This window comes from Ensifer sp. 1H6 (genome assembly GCF_001976035.1).
Lineage (GTDB): Bacteria > Pseudomonadota > Alphaproteobacteria > Rhizobiales > Rhizobiaceae > Ensifer > Ensifer canadensis.
Window position 1 is genome coordinate 14,888 of record NZ_MOAI01000051.1, and the last position, 15,354, is coordinate 30,241.

At 59.7% G+C, this 15,354-nt stretch carries 14 protein-coding genes; all 14 read left to right on the plus strand.

The genetic code is table 11. From position 1 onward, the window contains the following. Nucleotides 1-90 precede the first annotated feature (90 nt). Nucleotides 91-1,296 (plus strand): aminotransferase class V-fold PLP-dependent enzyme, encoded by a 1,206-nt coding sequence (locus BKP54_RS32935; RefSeq protein ID WP_084815587.1) that lies wholly within the window; start codon nucleotides 91-93, stop codon nucleotides 1,294-1,296. Beyond that, nucleotides 1,293-2,267 (plus strand): D-glycerate dehydrogenase, encoded by a 975-nt coding sequence (locus BKP54_RS32940; protein WP_084815588.1) that lies wholly within the window; start codon nucleotides 1,293-1,295, stop codon nucleotides 2,265-2,267. Before BKP54_RS32935 ends, BKP54_RS32940 begins: the two co-directional genes overlap by 4 nt. 77 nt (nucleotides 2,268-2,344) lie before the next feature. Continuing rightward, complete coding sequence (glyA, locus tag BKP54_RS32945) at nucleotides 2,345-3,613, plus strand: serine hydroxymethyltransferase (RefSeq protein ID WP_084815589.1); 1,269 nt, start codon at nucleotides 2,345-2,347, stop codon at nucleotides 3,611-3,613. A gap of 144 nt (nucleotides 3,614-3,757) precedes the next feature. Then, nucleotides 3,758-4,549 (plus strand): AraC family transcriptional regulator, encoded by a 792-nt coding sequence (locus tag BKP54_RS32950; RefSeq protein WP_084815590.1) that lies wholly within the window; start codon nucleotides 3,758-3,760, stop codon nucleotides 4,547-4,549. Between the two features lie 171 nt (nucleotides 4,550-4,720). Beyond that, the gene (locus BKP54_RS32955; protein WP_084815591.1) at nucleotides 4,721-5,617 is read left to right on the plus strand and encodes an aromatic ring-hydroxylating dioxygenase subunit alpha; all 897 of its coding nucleotides are present in this window, start codon (nucleotides 4,721-4,723) and stop codon (nucleotides 5,615-5,617) included. Between the two features lie 260 nt (nucleotides 5,618-5,877). Continuing rightward, a complete protein-coding gene (locus BKP54_RS32960) occupies nucleotides 5,878-6,897 on the plus strand; it encodes a BMP family protein (protein WP_084815592.1) in 1,020 nt (339 codons plus the stop codon). Nucleotides 6,898-6,928: 31 nt separating this feature from the next. After that, entirely contained in the window at nucleotides 6,929-8,479 is a 1,551-nt protein-coding gene (locus tag BKP54_RS32965; RefSeq protein WP_084815593.1) for an ABC transporter ATP-binding protein, read from the plus strand. A gap of 1 nt (nucleotide 8,480) precedes the next feature. Further along, nucleotides 8,481-9,527 (plus strand): ABC transporter permease, encoded by a 1,047-nt coding sequence (locus tag BKP54_RS32970; RefSeq protein ID WP_245318003.1) that lies wholly within the window; start codon nucleotides 8,481-8,483, stop codon nucleotides 9,525-9,527. Then, entirely contained in the window at nucleotides 9,520-10,452 is a 933-nt protein-coding gene (locus BKP54_RS32975; protein ID WP_084815595.1) for an ABC transporter permease, read from the plus strand. The genes BKP54_RS32970 and BKP54_RS32975 overlap by 8 nt, the downstream gene beginning before the upstream one ends. Nucleotides 10,453-10,851: 399 nt before the next feature. Then, nucleotides 10,852-11,715, plus strand: coding sequence for an aromatic ring-hydroxylating dioxygenase subunit alpha (locus BKP54_RS32980; protein ID WP_084815596.1), 864 nt, complete (start codon nucleotides 10,852-10,854; stop codon nucleotides 11,713-11,715). A 34-nt stretch (nucleotides 11,716-11,749) separates the two neighbouring features. Further along, a complete protein-coding gene (locus tag BKP54_RS32985) occupies nucleotides 11,750-12,658 on the plus strand; it encodes an aromatic ring-hydroxylating dioxygenase subunit alpha (RefSeq protein WP_084815597.1) in 909 nt (302 codons plus the stop codon). Between the two features lie 41 nt (nucleotides 12,659-12,699). Next, nucleotides 12,700-14,466 carry a Rieske 2Fe-2S domain-containing protein gene (locus tag BKP54_RS32990; protein WP_084815599.1) on the plus strand — a complete coding sequence of 589 codons (1,767 nt, stop codon included), beginning with the start codon at nucleotides 12,700-12,702 and terminating at the stop codon, nucleotides 14,464-14,466. A gap of 10 nt (nucleotides 14,467-14,476) precedes the next feature. Further along, nucleotides 14,477-15,124 carry a glutathione S-transferase gene (locus BKP54_RS32995; RefSeq protein WP_084815598.1) on the plus strand — a complete coding sequence of 216 codons (648 nt, stop codon included), beginning with the start codon at nucleotides 14,477-14,479 and terminating at the stop codon, nucleotides 15,122-15,124. 46 nt (nucleotides 15,125-15,170) lie between these two features. Then, nucleotides 15,171-15,354: alcohol dehydrogenase catalytic domain-containing protein (locus BKP54_RS33000; RefSeq protein WP_158071688.1), on the plus strand; the 184-nt coding region annotated here is incomplete at its 3' end.

A 15,354-nucleotide genomic window follows, 5' to 3' on the forward strand; every position in this document is an offset into this window, starting at 1 on the left:
GTGCCGCCTTAGGCGATCGAATGAGAAATGTGTCGCGAAGCCAAGGCTAGCGCCGGCTGCTGCGCGTCATATCAAAGGGAGGATTACCTAATGCGAAATGGAACATCACATCTCTTCGTGCCTGGCCCGACAAACATTCCCGATGCGGTGCGTCGCGCAATGAACGTGCCCATGCAGGATATGCGTGCACCGGACTTTCCGGACCTGGTTCTGCCGTTGTTTGCCGATCTCAAGCGGATCTTCAAGACCACCACGGGGTCGATCTTCCTGTTTCCGGGCTCGGGCACGGGCGCATGGGAGGCCGCAATAACCAACACCCTCAACCGCGGTGACCGGGTGCTGATGTCGCGTTTCGGCCAGTTCTCCCATCTTTGGGCAGATATGGCGCGCCGCCTCGGGCTCGATGTCGACTGCATCGACGTCGAATGGGGTGAGGGCGTGCCGGTCGAGGCCTACCGCCGACGATTGGATGCCGACAAGAACCGCCGGATCCGGGCGGTCTTCGTCACGCACAACGAGACGGCGACCGGCGTGACATCGGATGTGGCCGCGGTGCGGGCAGCACTCGATGATACAGGTCATGACGCCTTGCTGTTCGTCGACGGTGTCAGCTCGATCGCATCCATTGATTTCCGGATGGACGACTGGGGTGTAGACCTCGCCGTTACCGGCTCGCAGAAAGGCCTTATGCTGCCGGCAGGCCTCGGTATCCTCGCCGTCAGCCCAAAGGCGCTTGAGGCGCATGCAAGTTCGACGATTGAGCGCTGCTACTTTAGCTTCGAGGACATGAAGGCGCCGTCAGCCACCGGCTACTTCCCTTACACACCGCCGACACAGCTGCTGCTTGGCCTGAGAGCGTCGCTGGACCTGATTTTCGCAGAGGGTCTGGATACAGTCATTGCGCGGCACAATCGCCTTGCCGAAGGTGTTCGCCGTGGCGTCCATGCCTGGGGGTTGAGCCTCTGTGCCACCGAGAAAAAATGGTGGTCCGACACGGTGTCCGCCATCGTCGTTCCTGAGGACATCGATGCCAAGCAGGTCATCGCGAACGGCTATTCCAAGTACCGCACCTCGTTCGGGGCCGGGCTCTCCAAGGTGGCCGGTCGGGTGTTCAGGATCGGCCATCTTGGCGACCTGAACGAGGTTATGTGTCTGTCGGCGCTTGCCGCGGCCGAGATGTCCCTACGTGACGCAGGTGCAAGGATCGAGGCCGGATCCGGCGTCGCGGCGGCGCAGGAGTGGTACCGCGCGCAGATCGGCCTTGCCGCCGGCGACCTTCAGGACTGTGCGGCATGAGGGGGGCGAGGATCGTGAAACCGACAGTCGTCGTGACCCGCCGCTGGCCGACGGAGGTGGAAGACCGGTTGGCCGCGGAATTCAATGTGCGGTTCAACGAGACCGACCAGCCCTACGACCGGCGCGAGTTGCGCTCCGCGCTCGAAGAAGCCGATGCGGTGCTGCCAACGGTAACCGACAGGATCGGCGCCGACCTTTTTGAAGGAGAGGTGCGAGCAAAGTTTCTCGGCAACTTCGGCGTCGGCTTCAATCATATTGATATAGCAGCGGCAGCAAAGGCGGGGCTCACCGTCACAAATACGCCCGGCGTGCTGACGGACGCCACCGCCGACCTTGCCATGACGCTCCTCCTGATGTGCGCGCGGCGGGCCGGGGAAGGGGAGCGCGAGTTACGCTCGGGCAAATGGACCGGTTGGCGTCCCACACATCTTTGCGGCACACACGTCACTGGAAAGACAGTCGGCATCATTGGAATGGGGCGGATCGGGCAGGCCATGGCGCGGCGATGCCACTTTGGCTTCGGTATGGACGTCGTCTTCTACGACAGTCACCCGATTACCGGTCTGGATGTGCCCGCGCGCCAATTGCCGAACGTCGATGACGTGCTGGCGGCTGCCGATTTCGTCTCGCTCCATTGCCCCGGAGGCGGCGAAAACTATCACCTGATCGACGATCGTCGTCTCTCGTGCATGAAATGGTCGGCGTTCCTCATCAACACCGCCAGAGGGGACGTTGTCGACGAGCACGCCCTTGTCCGTGCGCTTGAGGCGCGAAGGATCGCGGGAGCGGGACTGGACGTCTTTGAAGGTGAGCCACGCGTTCCCGGCCGTCTGGCCGAGCGGCAGGACGTCGTGCTGCTGCCGCATCTTGGAAGTGCGACCCAGGAAACGCGCATCGCCATGGGCATGCGCGTCATCGAGAACTTGAAGGCGTTCTTCAGTGGCCGCGAACCGCCCGACGTGGTCAGCTGATCAGTTGCGCCAAATCCCCTTCAATCGGCGCAGCGGCGACCTGTCGCCACGCCTCCCTTTGCCCCAGGAGAAAACAGATGTCCTTTCTGTTCGAGAGACAGCTCAAGCATGATCCCGTCATTGCCGGCGCGATCGCGCGCGAAACGGTGCGGCAGCGCACCGAGATCGAATTGATAGCCTCGGAGAACATCGTGTCACCGGCGGTTCTTGCCGCCCAAGGCTCTGTCATGACCAACAAGTATGCGGAAGGCTATCCCGGGCACCGCTATTACGGGGGCTGCCAGTTCGTCGATCTGGTGGAAGCGGCCGCAATCGAGCGGGCAGGAATGTTGTTCGACGCATCGTTCGTCAACGTCCAGCCGCACTCCGGAGCGCAGGCCAATGGTGCGGTCATGCTGGCGCTCCTAAAACCTGGCGATACATTCATGGGCCTGTCGCTTGCGGCCGGCGGCCATCTCACCCACGGGGCCCGGCCGACCCTGTCGGGGAAATGGTTCAACGCCGTTCAATACGGCGTTCGAGAGAGCGATTGCCTGATCGACTATGACGAACTCGAAGACAAGGCAATTGCAACGCGCCCGAAGCTGATCATCACCGGCGGTTCGGCCTATCCGCGTCTGATCGATTTCAGACGGATTCGGGCAATCGCCGATACCGTTGGGGCGGTGATGATGGTCGATATGGCGCATTTCGCCGGTCTGGTGGCTGGAGGGGTGCATCCGAACCCGCTGGAGGTGGCGGATGTCGTCACCACAACGACGCACAAGACACTGCGTGGGCCACGCGGCGGGATGATCCTCACCAATAACCAGGACATCGCGAAAAAGGTGAACTCAGCCGTATTCCCCGGCTTGCAAGGCGGCCCCTTGATGCATGTCATTGCCGCAAAGGCAGTCGCGCTCGGCGAGGCGCTCGAAGATGACTTCCGTCAATATGCGCGCCAGATGATTGCGAATGCCAAGGTGCTTGCAGCGACGCTGTCTGCGCGAGGCTATGACATCGTTTCGGGAGGCACCGACACGCATCTGCTGCTGGTTGATCTGCGCAGCAAGGGTATTTCGGGCAAGGATGCCGAAGAGGCACTGGGCCGGGCCGGGCTGACCTGCAACAAGAATGGTATCCCTTTCGATCCGGCTCCTCCCGCGATTGCATCGGGTATCCGGCTCGGAACGCCGGCGGCGACCACACGCGGCTTCCGCGAGTTCGAGTTTACCCAGGTGGGCGGCCTCATTGCCGATGTCCTCGACACCGTCGGCTCTGAGGATAGCGCGGAGCAGGAACGGCGGGCACGGTCGTCGGTCCACGATCTCTGTGCCGCCTTTCCGATCTATTCAATGGAGCGTTGAGGTCAGGGCTTGAACTGATGCCCCAGATTTGTCCCCCTCGTTATCGTTCGGCGCTTGATCGCGCCGGCGATAACCATGAGTATCGACCATGGTAGCTGGACCTAGGTCCGGTGAAAAATCCGCCAGGTGCTTTGAAAGGCTTCGATGCGACTTCCACCGATAGATCTCAGCCGGGAAAACACGTTTGGGGAGATCTCCTACGAAAACGGCGGGGAGTATGGCCCGATCAAGGGGGATTATCTCGCCTTCATCGTCGTGCATATTGGCTCGCTCAGGATCGAGGCGGATGAAACCACCCTGCAGTTGGAGGCGGGACAATGTGCACTGTCGTTGACCCGGGACCGTTATCTCACGACGCCGGCCCCGCAGACCTTGACCCACATCAGCTGGTGCGATGGCAGACCGCAAAATGCGGCGTGGCTCTATAAAGAGCGCCACAAATATGCACCTTTCATTATCGCCTCGCCGCAGGTCCAGACCTTGATGCAACTTGGTGTCGATCTCGGCATCGGCGATCGGGATGGCCGCGGCGGACTTCGCGAGGCGCTGACAAACACCCTTCTCAATGCCTTCATCTACGAGGCGGAAGTTGTTGCGGAGGAAAGACCGATCCCCCAGACGATCTTGCAGGCTCGCCGTTTCCTCGATGAAAATTTTGCCGCGGACGTGTCCATCGAACGCGTCGCCCAACAGGTTCGCGTCAGCCCGCAATACCTGGTGTCGGCCTTCAAGAAACATCTGGGAATGACGCCGGCCCGGTATCTCTGGCGCTGTCGGCTCGACTACGGCGCCCATCTCCTTCAGCGCAGCGGGCTGTCCGTAAGCGAGATCGCCTACCAGGTGGGTTACAAGAACCCTTACCATTTCTCGCGCCAGATCAAACTCGCCTACGACTGCTCGCCGACCGAGCTTCGCGAGAAGATGTTGAACGGCTGAGGTTACAGCGGTCCTGGCGCCGGCACACCCTCAATGACAGGCGAATTTGCGGTATCCGATCGCCAAGCGCAGGCATGGTCGAATGTCTGCTTTTGATGACAATTTCGGACAGCATCTTCACCCGACACGGACGGTGCGCACAACAGCAGCAAACATCTACGGGATTGCGACATGGAAAACCTCAGTCACATCGACCCGATCGCACGCGATGAATGGCATGTCGTCGCGTCGCTTGCGGAGCTTCCGGCCACCGGCATGTTTCCAACCGTACTTCTCGGTCAGAAGATCTTGATTGGCCGGCACGGCGATCGACTGGGGGCGTGGCATGAGCCGCCACATCCGGCAGCGCCGAATGCCTCTGAGGCATCCGGCAGCGAGCTGCCGACCATCCAGCGGTTCGGCTATCTCTGGGCAACCTTGGGCAATCCTTCCCGCGATCTCTTCCTGATACCTGAATTCGACGAGCCGGACCGCAGCCATATCGTTCAAGGCGTCACCCGCGTTGGCGTTTCAGCGCCGCGCGCCGTCGAGAACTTTCTGGACATGGGGCATTTCCCGTTCGTCCACACAGGTATCCTTGGGGAAGAGCCTCATACCGAGGTGAAACCCTACAAGGTCGACGTCTATTCGGATCCGCCAGAAATCCTGGTCACCGATTGTGAATTCTATCAACCGCAGGCCAATGCCGGCTCCGAGGCGGGCGCCGACACCGAATATGTCTACAGAATCCCGCATCCGTTCTGCGCCGTTCTCTATAAGACCGGGTCAACGCGCCCGGACCGTCGCGATGTCATCGCTCTGTTCGGCCAGCCCGTCGATGAAGACTGCGTGCTCGTGCATATCGTCATCTGTCTTCTTGACGAAGTCACGGATCTGGCCGCGATGCGCAGCTTCCATCAGACGATCCTGGGACAGGATAAACCGATCTTGGAAAACCAGGTGCCCAAGCGGTTGCCTCTGGATTCGCGTTCGGAAGTTCCCATCCGCGCCGACGCTGCTTCCGCCGCCTATCGCCGGTGGCTTCGTGAACGCGGCCTTCGCTACGGTGTCCTCATCGACGGTCGGTGACCGGTGCGACCAGCAATTGCACCAAGCTTAACTGGAGATATGCCACGCAAAAATAGCAGTCATTGTTGCTCAGGCCAGTTCATGAAAGCCTGTTACAGCAATGAGAAAGACCCAATGTCAGCGGCGACAAAAAACCAAAAGGGGAAGCCGTTGGCAGGAAATCTTCGCGTCGATGCAGACGATGCCGCCAGCAAGGCGGATGACTGCATCGCCCGCTGGTGACCATCAAGGTTTCCGGCTGAAACAGGAGGAATACCACCATGCCGTTCAGCATTACACGCCGCGCCGCAATCTTCGGTTCGATGGCTACCTTTTTGTTGCCTGCCCTCGATCGCGCATTTGCGACCGAACCTGATACGTTGAAGATTGCACTCATCCTGGAGAGCCGAACCGATATCGGCTGGACACGGACGTTGCTGGATTCGTTGGAGCAGGTGAAGCAGGCGAGACCCGACGGACTTGAACTGTCGTGGGAATACACGGACCCGATGTGGAACGATGACGCCGAAAACGCCATGCGCTTTTATGCCGAAAGCGGCGAGTACGACATTATCTGGGCCCATGGCCGATACTCCGACCAGGTAAAAAAACTCGCCGGCGAATTCCCCGATATTATGTTTGTCGTCACGGGATCGGGCAATCTGCCCCTCGGCGCCAATCAGTACTGGCTCTACAAGCGCCTGCACGAACCGTCTTATCTGCTCGGCATGATGGCGGGCCGCACGACCAAATCCGGTGTGATCGGATTGGTCGGCACGTTTGCGGCCGACGATGTCAATGACCAGATCAATGCGTTCCTTGATGGTGCGCGATCGGTCAGGCCGGACGTTAAGCACCGTGTCTCCTTTATCGGTTCCTGGTCCGACAATGCGCTGGCCGCCGAACACGCCAACGTCCAGATCGCGTCGGGTGCGGATGTCGTCTTCATGCTGACGGACAACTTCAAGCCCTGCCAGGAGCACCGGATCATGTGCTTCGCCAACATCAACGACCAGAGCAAACTTGCGCCTGACGCTATCGCCTCGAGCGCGATCATCGATTGGCAGCCGGATATCAAATGGATCATTTCGGAGTGGCGCAATCATAAGGCTGGCCAACAATATAGCGGCAACACGGAGCCGAAATGGTTCTCCATGGGCCAAGGCGGCGTCGATATCGCACCCTATCACGACTTTGATGCGAAGCTTCCGGCGGCGCTGAAGGAAGAGCTTGCTGCGACGAGACAGAAGATCATTTCCGGCGCGTTCGTGGTGCCTCTCAACACTGCGGAGGTAAAATAGGGCCGACGATGTAACAGGGCTGGTATCTTCGATGGAAAATCTTCTCAGCGTACAGAACCTGACCAAACGGTTTGGAGCCGTCACCGCGAACGACAGCGTCGATCTCGAGGTGCGCAAGGGCGAAATTCACTGTCTTTTTGGTGAAAATGGTGCGGGCAAGTCGACACTGTCGGCCTGCCTTTACGGATACTATCGCGCGGACAGTGGCGTCATTCGCTTCAAGGGGGAGGTGGCCGAGCTCAACTCGCCGGCCGATGCGTTGCGCTTGGGGATAGGCATGGTGCACCAGCACTTTGTCCTCGTCACCAATTTCACCGTTCTTGAGAACATCATAGTCGGTAGTCCCGACGTCGGAATGTTCCTCTCGAAATCAGCGGCGCGGCGCAAGGTCGAGGCACTTTGTCGTCGCTGCGGCATCGAGATCGATCTCGATCGCGAAATCTGGCAGCTTTCCGTCGGCGAACAGCAGTGGGTCGAGATCCTCAAGGCATTGTATTTCGGTGCAGAGCTTTTGATCCTGGACGAGCCGACGGCCGTCTTGACCCCGCAGCAGTCCGACCAGCTGTTTGTCATTCTTGACGGCATGCGCCGCCAGGGCCTGTCGATCATCCTGATCAGCCACAAGCTGCGTGAAGTGATGCAATCCGATCGCGTGACGATCCTTCGCAAAGGCAAGGTCGTTGCCACAGTCGAGACATCCACAACGACGGCGGAGGCCATTACGGCACTGATGGTCGGGCACAAGGTGACGAAGCACGTCCGCGACAGGTCCGTCGCGCCCGGGCGCGATGTCCTTATCGTCGAGCGCGCCGGAGCCATCGGAGAGTGGGGGGAGGAAGTCCTTTGCGATGTCACCTTCACCATCGCTGAAAACGAAATCCTTGGTCTGGCAGGCGTCGCGGGCAACGGCCAGAAGGAGCTGTTTGAAGTCCTCATGGGCGTCAGGACGTTGAACTCGGGCAGCTTTCGCCTCGATGACGAGGCGATCGTGGCGCCAACCTCGCGTGAAATGCTCGACAGGGGCGTGGGGCTCGTACCTGACGACCGTTTCCGCGAAGGGTTGATCCCGGAGTTCGGAACGGCCGAGAACCTGGTGCTGGGGTGGCAGCGCAAGCCGGAGTACAGACGGGGACCGTTCCTCGACCACCGCAAGATCAACGCATTGGCGGAGCGCAAGATCGAGGAATTCAGGATTGTGACGGCGTCCGCGGACCTGCCCGTCGAGCGCCTGTCAGGCGGCAATGCCCAGCGCGTTATTCTTGCGCGCGAATTCCTCCACGCCACGGGCCTGCTGCTTGCCAATCAACCCACGCGTGGCCTCGATGTGGCCGCATCCGAGTTCGTCTACGAGAAGATCCTGGAGAAGCGTGCCGAGGGCTTCGCCGTCCTTCTGGCCTCCGAGGAACTCGACGATCTTCTTCGTCTCTGTGATCGCATCGCCGTGATCTTCAAGGGCAGGATCATGGGGATTGTGCGGCCCGAGGAAACGACGCTCCTCGAGCTTGGAATGATGATGGCGGGTGACGCCAGCAACCTTGGTGGACAGGTCAATGATTTCAATTCAAAGGCGCTCAGGCAATAGCTTGAGCTGGAATGTCGCCTGCTATGCTGCGGCAATGTTATGCGCGCTTTTTTCGACCGCCGCCTTGCTCCATTTGTCGGGAGGCGATGTCACCAAGGCATTCTCCTCGCTCGTTATAGGCGCTTTCGGCAGTCAAAAAGCACTGCTCGGATCACTTGCCAAGGCCACGCCGCTGCTGCTTGTCGGCCTTGGAACGGTCATCGCCTTCAGGGCGAAGATCTGGAATATCGGACAGGAAGGACAGGTTCTCGCCGGGGCAATGTGCGCCTATTGGGCAAGCCTCTGGATTGGCCCGTTACCCTATTGGATGGCATTTGCCGTCCTGGTCATTGCCGGCCTTGTCGGTGGTGGAGTGTTGGGTCTCATGGCCGGTGCACTCAAGACCCGTTTCGGCACGAGCGAAATCATCTCAACAGTGATGTTGAACTACATCGTGATCTTTCTGCTCGCATATCTACTTGATGGCGGGCCATGGATGGAATCGGGGGTGACTGTCGCCTACCACCAGTCGCCACCGGTCAATTCGATGCTGGAGTGGCCAACACTGTTTGGTCAGGGTGCGGCCAAGCTGCATGCGGGCTTCATCCTCGCACTTGTTGCCACGGGGCTGTGCGCCGTGTTGTTGGAGCGAACGCCGCTTGGTTATGAGATCCGCGCCTTCGGCTCCAATCCGACTGCGCTGAGGTTCCGCGGAACTGATATCAGTCGCCTTCTGCTGGTGGTGATGGTTGTTTCCGGTGCGCTTGCGGGGCTCGCCGGCGCGGGTGAGCTTTTCGGAACGGCTCATCGCCTTCGTGCCGAAACGCTTCTCGGAATTGGCAGCTCCGGCATTGTCGTTGCCATGGTCGGAGGGCTGCGGCCGAGCGGTGCCATGCTTGCGGCACTCTTCTTCGGCGCGCTTAAGAGCGGTGCCATCTACATGCGATTGCAGAGCGGAACCCCCGCCGGGCTCGTTTCGGCCATGGAAGGGCTCGTCCTGCTCTTCTTCCTGTGTGCAGCGGTCGCCACCAGGATCCAAATTACCGTTAGGAGTGAAGCGCATGCTTGAGCTTTTTCAGGGGCCGCTGTTCATCAGCATTCTCGCAGCGATGGTTCGGATCGCCACGCCGCTGTTGTTTTCGGCAATGGGCGAACTCGTTACTCAACGGGCTGGTATCTGGAATATTTCTGTCGAGGGAACGATGTTGCTTGGTGCCGTCGTCGCTTATGTGATCGCATCATCGACAGGCTCGCCATGGCTGGCCCTGCTTGTGGCGGTCATCGCCTGCGCACTCTTGAGCCTGGTCATGTCCTACGTCACCATTGTCCTCAAATCAGAGCAGTTCATCGCCGGCCTGGCCGTGAACCTGCTTGCCTCGGGCCTGACCTTGTTCTGGTTTCAGACCTATATCATCGGCCGTGACCCTCCCAAGTTCGCGGGGTTCGAAGCTGTCGAGATTCCATATTTGTCGGACATTCCCGTCCTTGGAACGGTGCTGTTTTCCCAGCGGCTTCTGACCTATGTCGGCTTTCTTATACCGCTGGCGGTCTGGTTCTTTCTCTACCGCACCCGGTATGGGCTTGAAGTTCGATGCGTGGGGGAAAACCCGAAGGCGCTTGACGTCAAGGGATTAGGCGTCGGTCGGCGTCAATGCCTGGCGATCATGTTCGGAAGCGTTATGTCCGGTTTCGGGGGGGCGTTCCTGATGCTCGGCTATTCCGATCGATTTGTGCCAGATCTCATTGCCGGTCGCGGTTGGCTTGTGGTTGTTGCCATTATTGCCGGTAACTGGATGCCGTTCCGGGTCGTTGGGGCAATCTTCGTCTTCGCCTTCCTCGAAGCGGTTGGCATTCATGCGCAGGTCGTCGGGGTTTCAATCCCCCACCACGTCTTTCTCGTGCTGCCCTATGTAGCCTCGCTCGTACTTCTCGCAGGCCTGAGATCACGAACGCATCAGCCCGTTGCACTGGGGATTCCATATCGCCGCGAGTGAGGAGAGATTAACTGCGGATATCTACCCGGGAACACGAAGGCCCAGGCGCGCGCGACGCGGCTGGGCCTTTGCACGCAACTGTCTTTCTAAAGGCACGCGGGAGATCGCGGATTTGGAATACGGTCAGACCCGCTAAGGTGCGCCACATGTAGGAATCTCCACGATAAGACGTCCACGAAAGCAGCGACGACCCGTTCGTCATCTTGCAATTCGGCTCGCTGGCGGCGACGTGGCTGCATGCGATCCCGTCGCGCCACTTTTTCGGGAACGTTAAGTGCAGGCATGTACCGGGCAATCGGGGACATTCCGTCCCGGGCCGCAAAATGAAACTCTACAGCCAGTCAACCGGCGTTGTTGCGGTACAGCCGCTGCACCGCCAGGGCATTTTGGAGGTGGCCTATGGGGGAATTTCGTTGCAGCGATCGCACGCTTCTCAATGACTGGCACGTTATCGCGGAGCGGTCTGCCTTGTCGTCGCATTCGCCCTTCGTCACCAAACTGCTGGGGCGCGATCTTCAGGTCACTCTCGACGGGCGCTACAGCCAGAAAGTGGTGGCGCTGGAGACAGGTGAGATCATCTGCTCGGACATGCGATATGGGTTCATATGGGCATGTCTCGCAAAGCCGGAACGGGACATCATATACCTTCCCGAAACGAACGAGCCCGATCGCCACTTGCTGAGCGGAGGCTCCATCGCAGTCAAGGTGTCTGGTCTCCGTGCGGTCGAGAACTTCCTCGACATGGGGCACTTTCCCTTCGTGCACACGGGATGGCTGGGTGATGAGCCGCATACGGAAGTGCTGCCCTACAACGTAACGATTACGGCCGAAGACGAGGTGCTGGCAACTGAATGCAAGTTCCGCCAGCCGCTTGCCTCCCCGACGGCTTCGGCGGAGATGCTGGTCGACTACGTCTACAGGGTGTTCCGGCCCTATACGGTCGCCCTCTACAAGAGCAATCCGCTCCATCCAGAGCGCAAGGATGTGATCGTGCTCTTCATCCAGCCGATCGATCAGGAGAACTGCATCGTGCATTCCTACCTTTGCTATGTGAGCGAGGGTATCGAGGCGGCGGCGGTCCGCAGTTTCATGCAACTGATATTCGCTCAGGACAAGCCGATCCTCGAGAACCAGCGTCCGCGCCGTCTGCCCCTCGACCCGCGCGCTGAAACGCCGATCAAGGCCGATGCCGTCTCCGTCCACTACAGGCGCTGGCTTCGCGATCGGGCGGTTACGTACGGCGCGATCGCACACTCTGTCTGACCGGGCAACCCAGGTGGAATTGGAGGATCTTCGTATGGCGAAGACAAATAGATGTTCGGACCCCGTCGTCCTCAACTTGTGGCACCCGCTGGGCGCCTTGGCGGAGATCCCGGCCGATACGGTTGTCGATACCGTGCTTCTGGAAGAGCAGCTCAGTTTTGCGGTCGGTCTCGGGGGCGCGGTTGCCGTTTGGCGGTCCCGCGCCGAGCATTGTGCCGGCGACAACATCGACCCGGCGTTCGTGAGCAACGCTCTACCGGTGAAAGTAGCCTACGGTTACGTATGGGCTTCGCTCGGCTCGCCGCCCGACGAGCTCTTCGCTATCCCGGAATATGACGAAACCGATCGGCGTCGACTGAACGCTGCGACTTTCGGCGTAAATGTTTCAGCGCCTCGCGCAATCGAGAATTTCCTGGATATGGGCCATTTCCCCTACGTCCATACCGATATTCTGGGCGTTGAGCCGCACACTGAAGTCAAGGAATACGACGTCGATATTTCGTTCGAGCGGGACGAGATCCTGGCGACCCGTTGCCGTTTCTATCAGCCCATGGCTTCGAGCGCCTCCGAAGCGGGGGCAGAGGTCGAATATATCTACCGCGTGCCGCATCCCTATTGCTCGGTTCTCTACAAATCGAGCCCACTCGATGACACGCGTTACGATGTCATTGCCGTCTTCATGCAGCCTCTCAACCAGGAGAGCGTCCGCGCACATATGATGCTTTGCATCCTTGATGAGGACAACGAAGACAAGGTGATCAAGCGGTTCCAACAGACGATCTTCGGCCAGGACAAGCCGATCCTGGAGAACCAGTTTCCCAAGAAATTGCCGCTCGACCCCAGGGCCGAAACGCCAATCCGCGCAGACAAGTCAGCCATCGCCTACCGTCGCTGGCTGAGCCAGAAGGGCGTCAAATACGGGGTTATCCCGGCTGCAAATTGAGCGGCGGCAAACGAAACACAGACGACGAATTGGAGACGAAGATGCTGAACGAAGCGAGGACACAGTGGCACCCCATCGCGGCAACCGACGACTTGCCGCCACGCCATGTTTTCCATGGCCAACTTCTCGGTCGCGAGTTTGCCGTCTGGCGCGCGGACGACGGATACGTCAACATCTGGGAGAACCGTTGCCTGCACCGCGGTGTCAGATTGTCGATCGGCATAAATGACGGCCGCGAATTGAAGTGCCAGTACCACGGCTGGCGGTATTCGAACCGCACCGCCGGATGCACCTATATTCCCGCCCATCCGGCGGACGCACCTGCCCGTACCATTACAAACCGCACCTTTCCCGCGATTGAGCGGTACGGACTGGTATGGTCGGGCGAACAGCCTCACGGCGATCTTCCCCAGATAGAGTGCCTGGATGAGAGAGACTTCTTGGCTCTGCGTGCAATCCCGATCAACGCTCCAGCGGAGATGGTGCTTGAAAAGCTGCAGTCCCATAGGTTCCAACCGAACGGCCGAAACGAAGGAACGAGCGCGACCGTGAATGTGGAATTCGCCACGTCCAGTGCCGTCGCGCTTAGGAGCAGCGAAGGCGACACCGAAACGTTTGCTGTCTTCTTCGTCCAGCCGGTTGATTCCGCCCGCTGCGTCGTGCGAGGCGTGCTTGACCGTGTACCGGACGGCGATCTCCTGGCAGCCGTCTTGCGGCACCACAACGAGGCTCTCTCGGCCCTGCGGACAAACGTCGAGCACGAAGCCGCGAGTTTACCTGCACCGGCGCCGATCGAGCCGGTATTCGAGCGCGTGTCGGAAGAACTGGCCAGTCTGCCTGAGCCCGACAGACACGGACGCAAGGCCGCGATCCGTGTTCAGGTTGCGCGAAAGTGGCAGACTGCCGATGGCGTCATGGCCTTCGAACTTCGGCCCATCAAAGGACTGCTGCCGACATTCCAGCCAGGCGCGCATATCGACCTGCATTTGCCCAATGGCCTCATACGCCAATATTCGCTAACCAACGGACCGGGCCAGACGGACTGTTTTACCATCGGCGTGAAGCTGGAGCATGCGTCGAGGGGCGGATCGCAGTGCCTTCACGACAGCGTGCGCGAGGGAGATGTGCTGGCAATCTCCGAACCAAGAAACAACTTTCCCCTGCGCCGTGATGCACTGCACACCATCTTTGTCGCAGGTGGGATCGGCGTCACCCCGTTGCTGGCGATGGCGCAGGCCTTGAGCAACCAGAGCCTTTCGCACGAGCTCCACTACTTTGCTCAGAACGAACAGCAACTTGCTTTCGGTGAATGCAGGGCCGCCCTTGGTGGTGCGGTCAAGCCCCATCTAGGGCTTTCGCCCGACGCTACGGTCACCGTGCTTCGCCAGCTCTTGTCGCCCTATCGCCCGGACACGCAACTTTATATCTGCGGACCCGGGCCCATGCTGGAAGCGACGCGCGCTTTGGCTGCCGAAGTCGGCTGGCCGGAAGCGACCGTGCATTTCGAGTACTTCAAGAATACGAATGTCATCGACAACAGTTCGAGCTTCGAGGTCGCCCTGGCCCGCTCTTGTCTGACGATCAAGGTGGCTGCGGGACAATCCATTCTCGAAGCGATGCGCGAGGCCGGCGTCGACCTTCCGTCATCTTGCGAACAGGGGGCCTGCGGCACCTGCCTTGCAACAGTCATAGAAGGTGAACCGGACCATCAGGATGTTTACCTCAGTCCTTCGGAGCGCGCGTCGGGGACAAAGATCATGACATGCGTTTCTCGCAGCAAATCAGCTCGCCTCGTGCTCGACGCCTAAGGAGACCGAAATGATCAAGCTCTACGACTACGAACTATCGGGCAATTGCTACAAGCTTCGACTGCTGATGAGCATATTGGGAGTGGACTACAAGACCGTTCCGGTCGACTTCTACCCGGGCCGGGAGCACAAGGCCGATTGGTTCATGAAGATCAATCCGCTCGGCCAGTTGCCAGTACTGGAGGATCGCGATCTTGTGTTGCGCGATGCTCAGGCGATCCTCGTCTACCTCGCGTCCAAGTATGATCCAGCGGGTGCATGGTACCCACGCGACAATCCTGAACTCCTCGGCGAAATCAGCCAATGGCTTGCCTTTGCCGACGGGATTACGAGCACAGCTTCGGCCGCTCGCCTGCACGACGCGCTCTTTTATGACTTCGATATTGACGCAGCCCGCGCTGGCGCCCACCGGCTATTCCGCATCCTTGACGAACATCTCTGGTTTGGCGAGCGACAGGGGCGCCAATGGATCTGCTCGGCAAGTCGCCCGACGATCGCCGATATCGCCTGCTTCCCCTACATCATGCTGTCAGAAGAAGGGGGGATTTCGAGACAGGACTATCCGGCAATTCGGAGGTGGTGCGACCGGGTCAAACGCATCGATGGTTTCGTCGTCATGTCGGGTGTGTTTCCGGCTGGACCGGCGAAAGCTGCATAAGGGCTGCACGGCAGCCCTGAAATCAATGAGACCAGGGAGAAAATAGATGGATGTACGCGCCGCCGTCGCCGTTCAGGCCGGCAAGCCGCTGGAAGTGATGACCGTTCAGCTCGAAGGCCCGCGGGCCGGCGAGGTGCTGATCGAGGTCAAGGCGACCGGCATCTGCCACACCGACGATTTCACGCTTTCCGGCGCCGACCCCGAAGGTCTGTTCCCGGCGATCCTCGGCC

What these genes read in the sequence shown, in the direction of transcription:
- BKP54_RS32935 (WP_084815587.1), top strand. Translation starts at nt 91, where the DNA reads ATGCGAAATGGAACATCACATCTCTTCGTGCCTGGCCCGACAAACATT.
- BKP54_RS32940 (WP_084815588.1), top strand. Translation starts at nt 1,293, where the DNA reads ATGAGGGGGGCGAGGATCGTGAAACCGACAGTCGTCGTGACCCGCCGC.
- glyA (WP_084815589.1), top strand. Translation starts at nt 2,345, where the DNA reads ATGTCCTTTCTGTTCGAGAGACAGCTCAAGCATGATCCCGTCATTGCC.
- BKP54_RS32950 (WP_084815590.1), top strand. Translation starts at nt 3,758, where the DNA reads ATGCGACTTCCACCGATAGATCTCAGCCGGGAAAACACGTTTGGGGAG.
- BKP54_RS32955 (WP_084815591.1), top strand. Translation starts at nt 4,721, where the DNA reads ATGGAAAACCTCAGTCACATCGACCCGATCGCACGCGATGAATGGCAT.
- BKP54_RS32960 (WP_084815592.1), top strand. Translation starts at nt 5,878, where the DNA reads ATGCCGTTCAGCATTACACGCCGCGCCGCAATCTTCGGTTCGATGGCT.
- BKP54_RS32965 (WP_084815593.1), top strand. Translation starts at nt 6,929, where the DNA reads ATGGAAAATCTTCTCAGCGTACAGAACCTGACCAAACGGTTTGGAGCC.
- BKP54_RS32975 (WP_084815595.1), top strand. Translation starts at nt 9,520, where the DNA reads ATGCTTGAGCTTTTTCAGGGGCCGCTGTTCATCAGCATTCTCGCAGCG.
- BKP54_RS32980 (WP_084815596.1), top strand. Translation starts at nt 10,852, where the DNA reads ATGGGGGAATTTCGTTGCAGCGATCGCACGCTTCTCAATGACTGGCAC.
- BKP54_RS32985 (WP_084815597.1), top strand. Translation starts at nt 11,750, where the DNA reads ATGGCGAAGACAAATAGATGTTCGGACCCCGTCGTCCTCAACTTGTGG.
- BKP54_RS32990 (WP_084815599.1), top strand. Translation starts at nt 12,700, where the DNA reads ATGCTGAACGAAGCGAGGACACAGTGGCACCCCATCGCGGCAACCGAC.
- BKP54_RS32995 (WP_084815598.1), top strand. Translation starts at nt 14,477, where the DNA reads ATGATCAAGCTCTACGACTACGAACTATCGGGCAATTGCTACAAGCTT.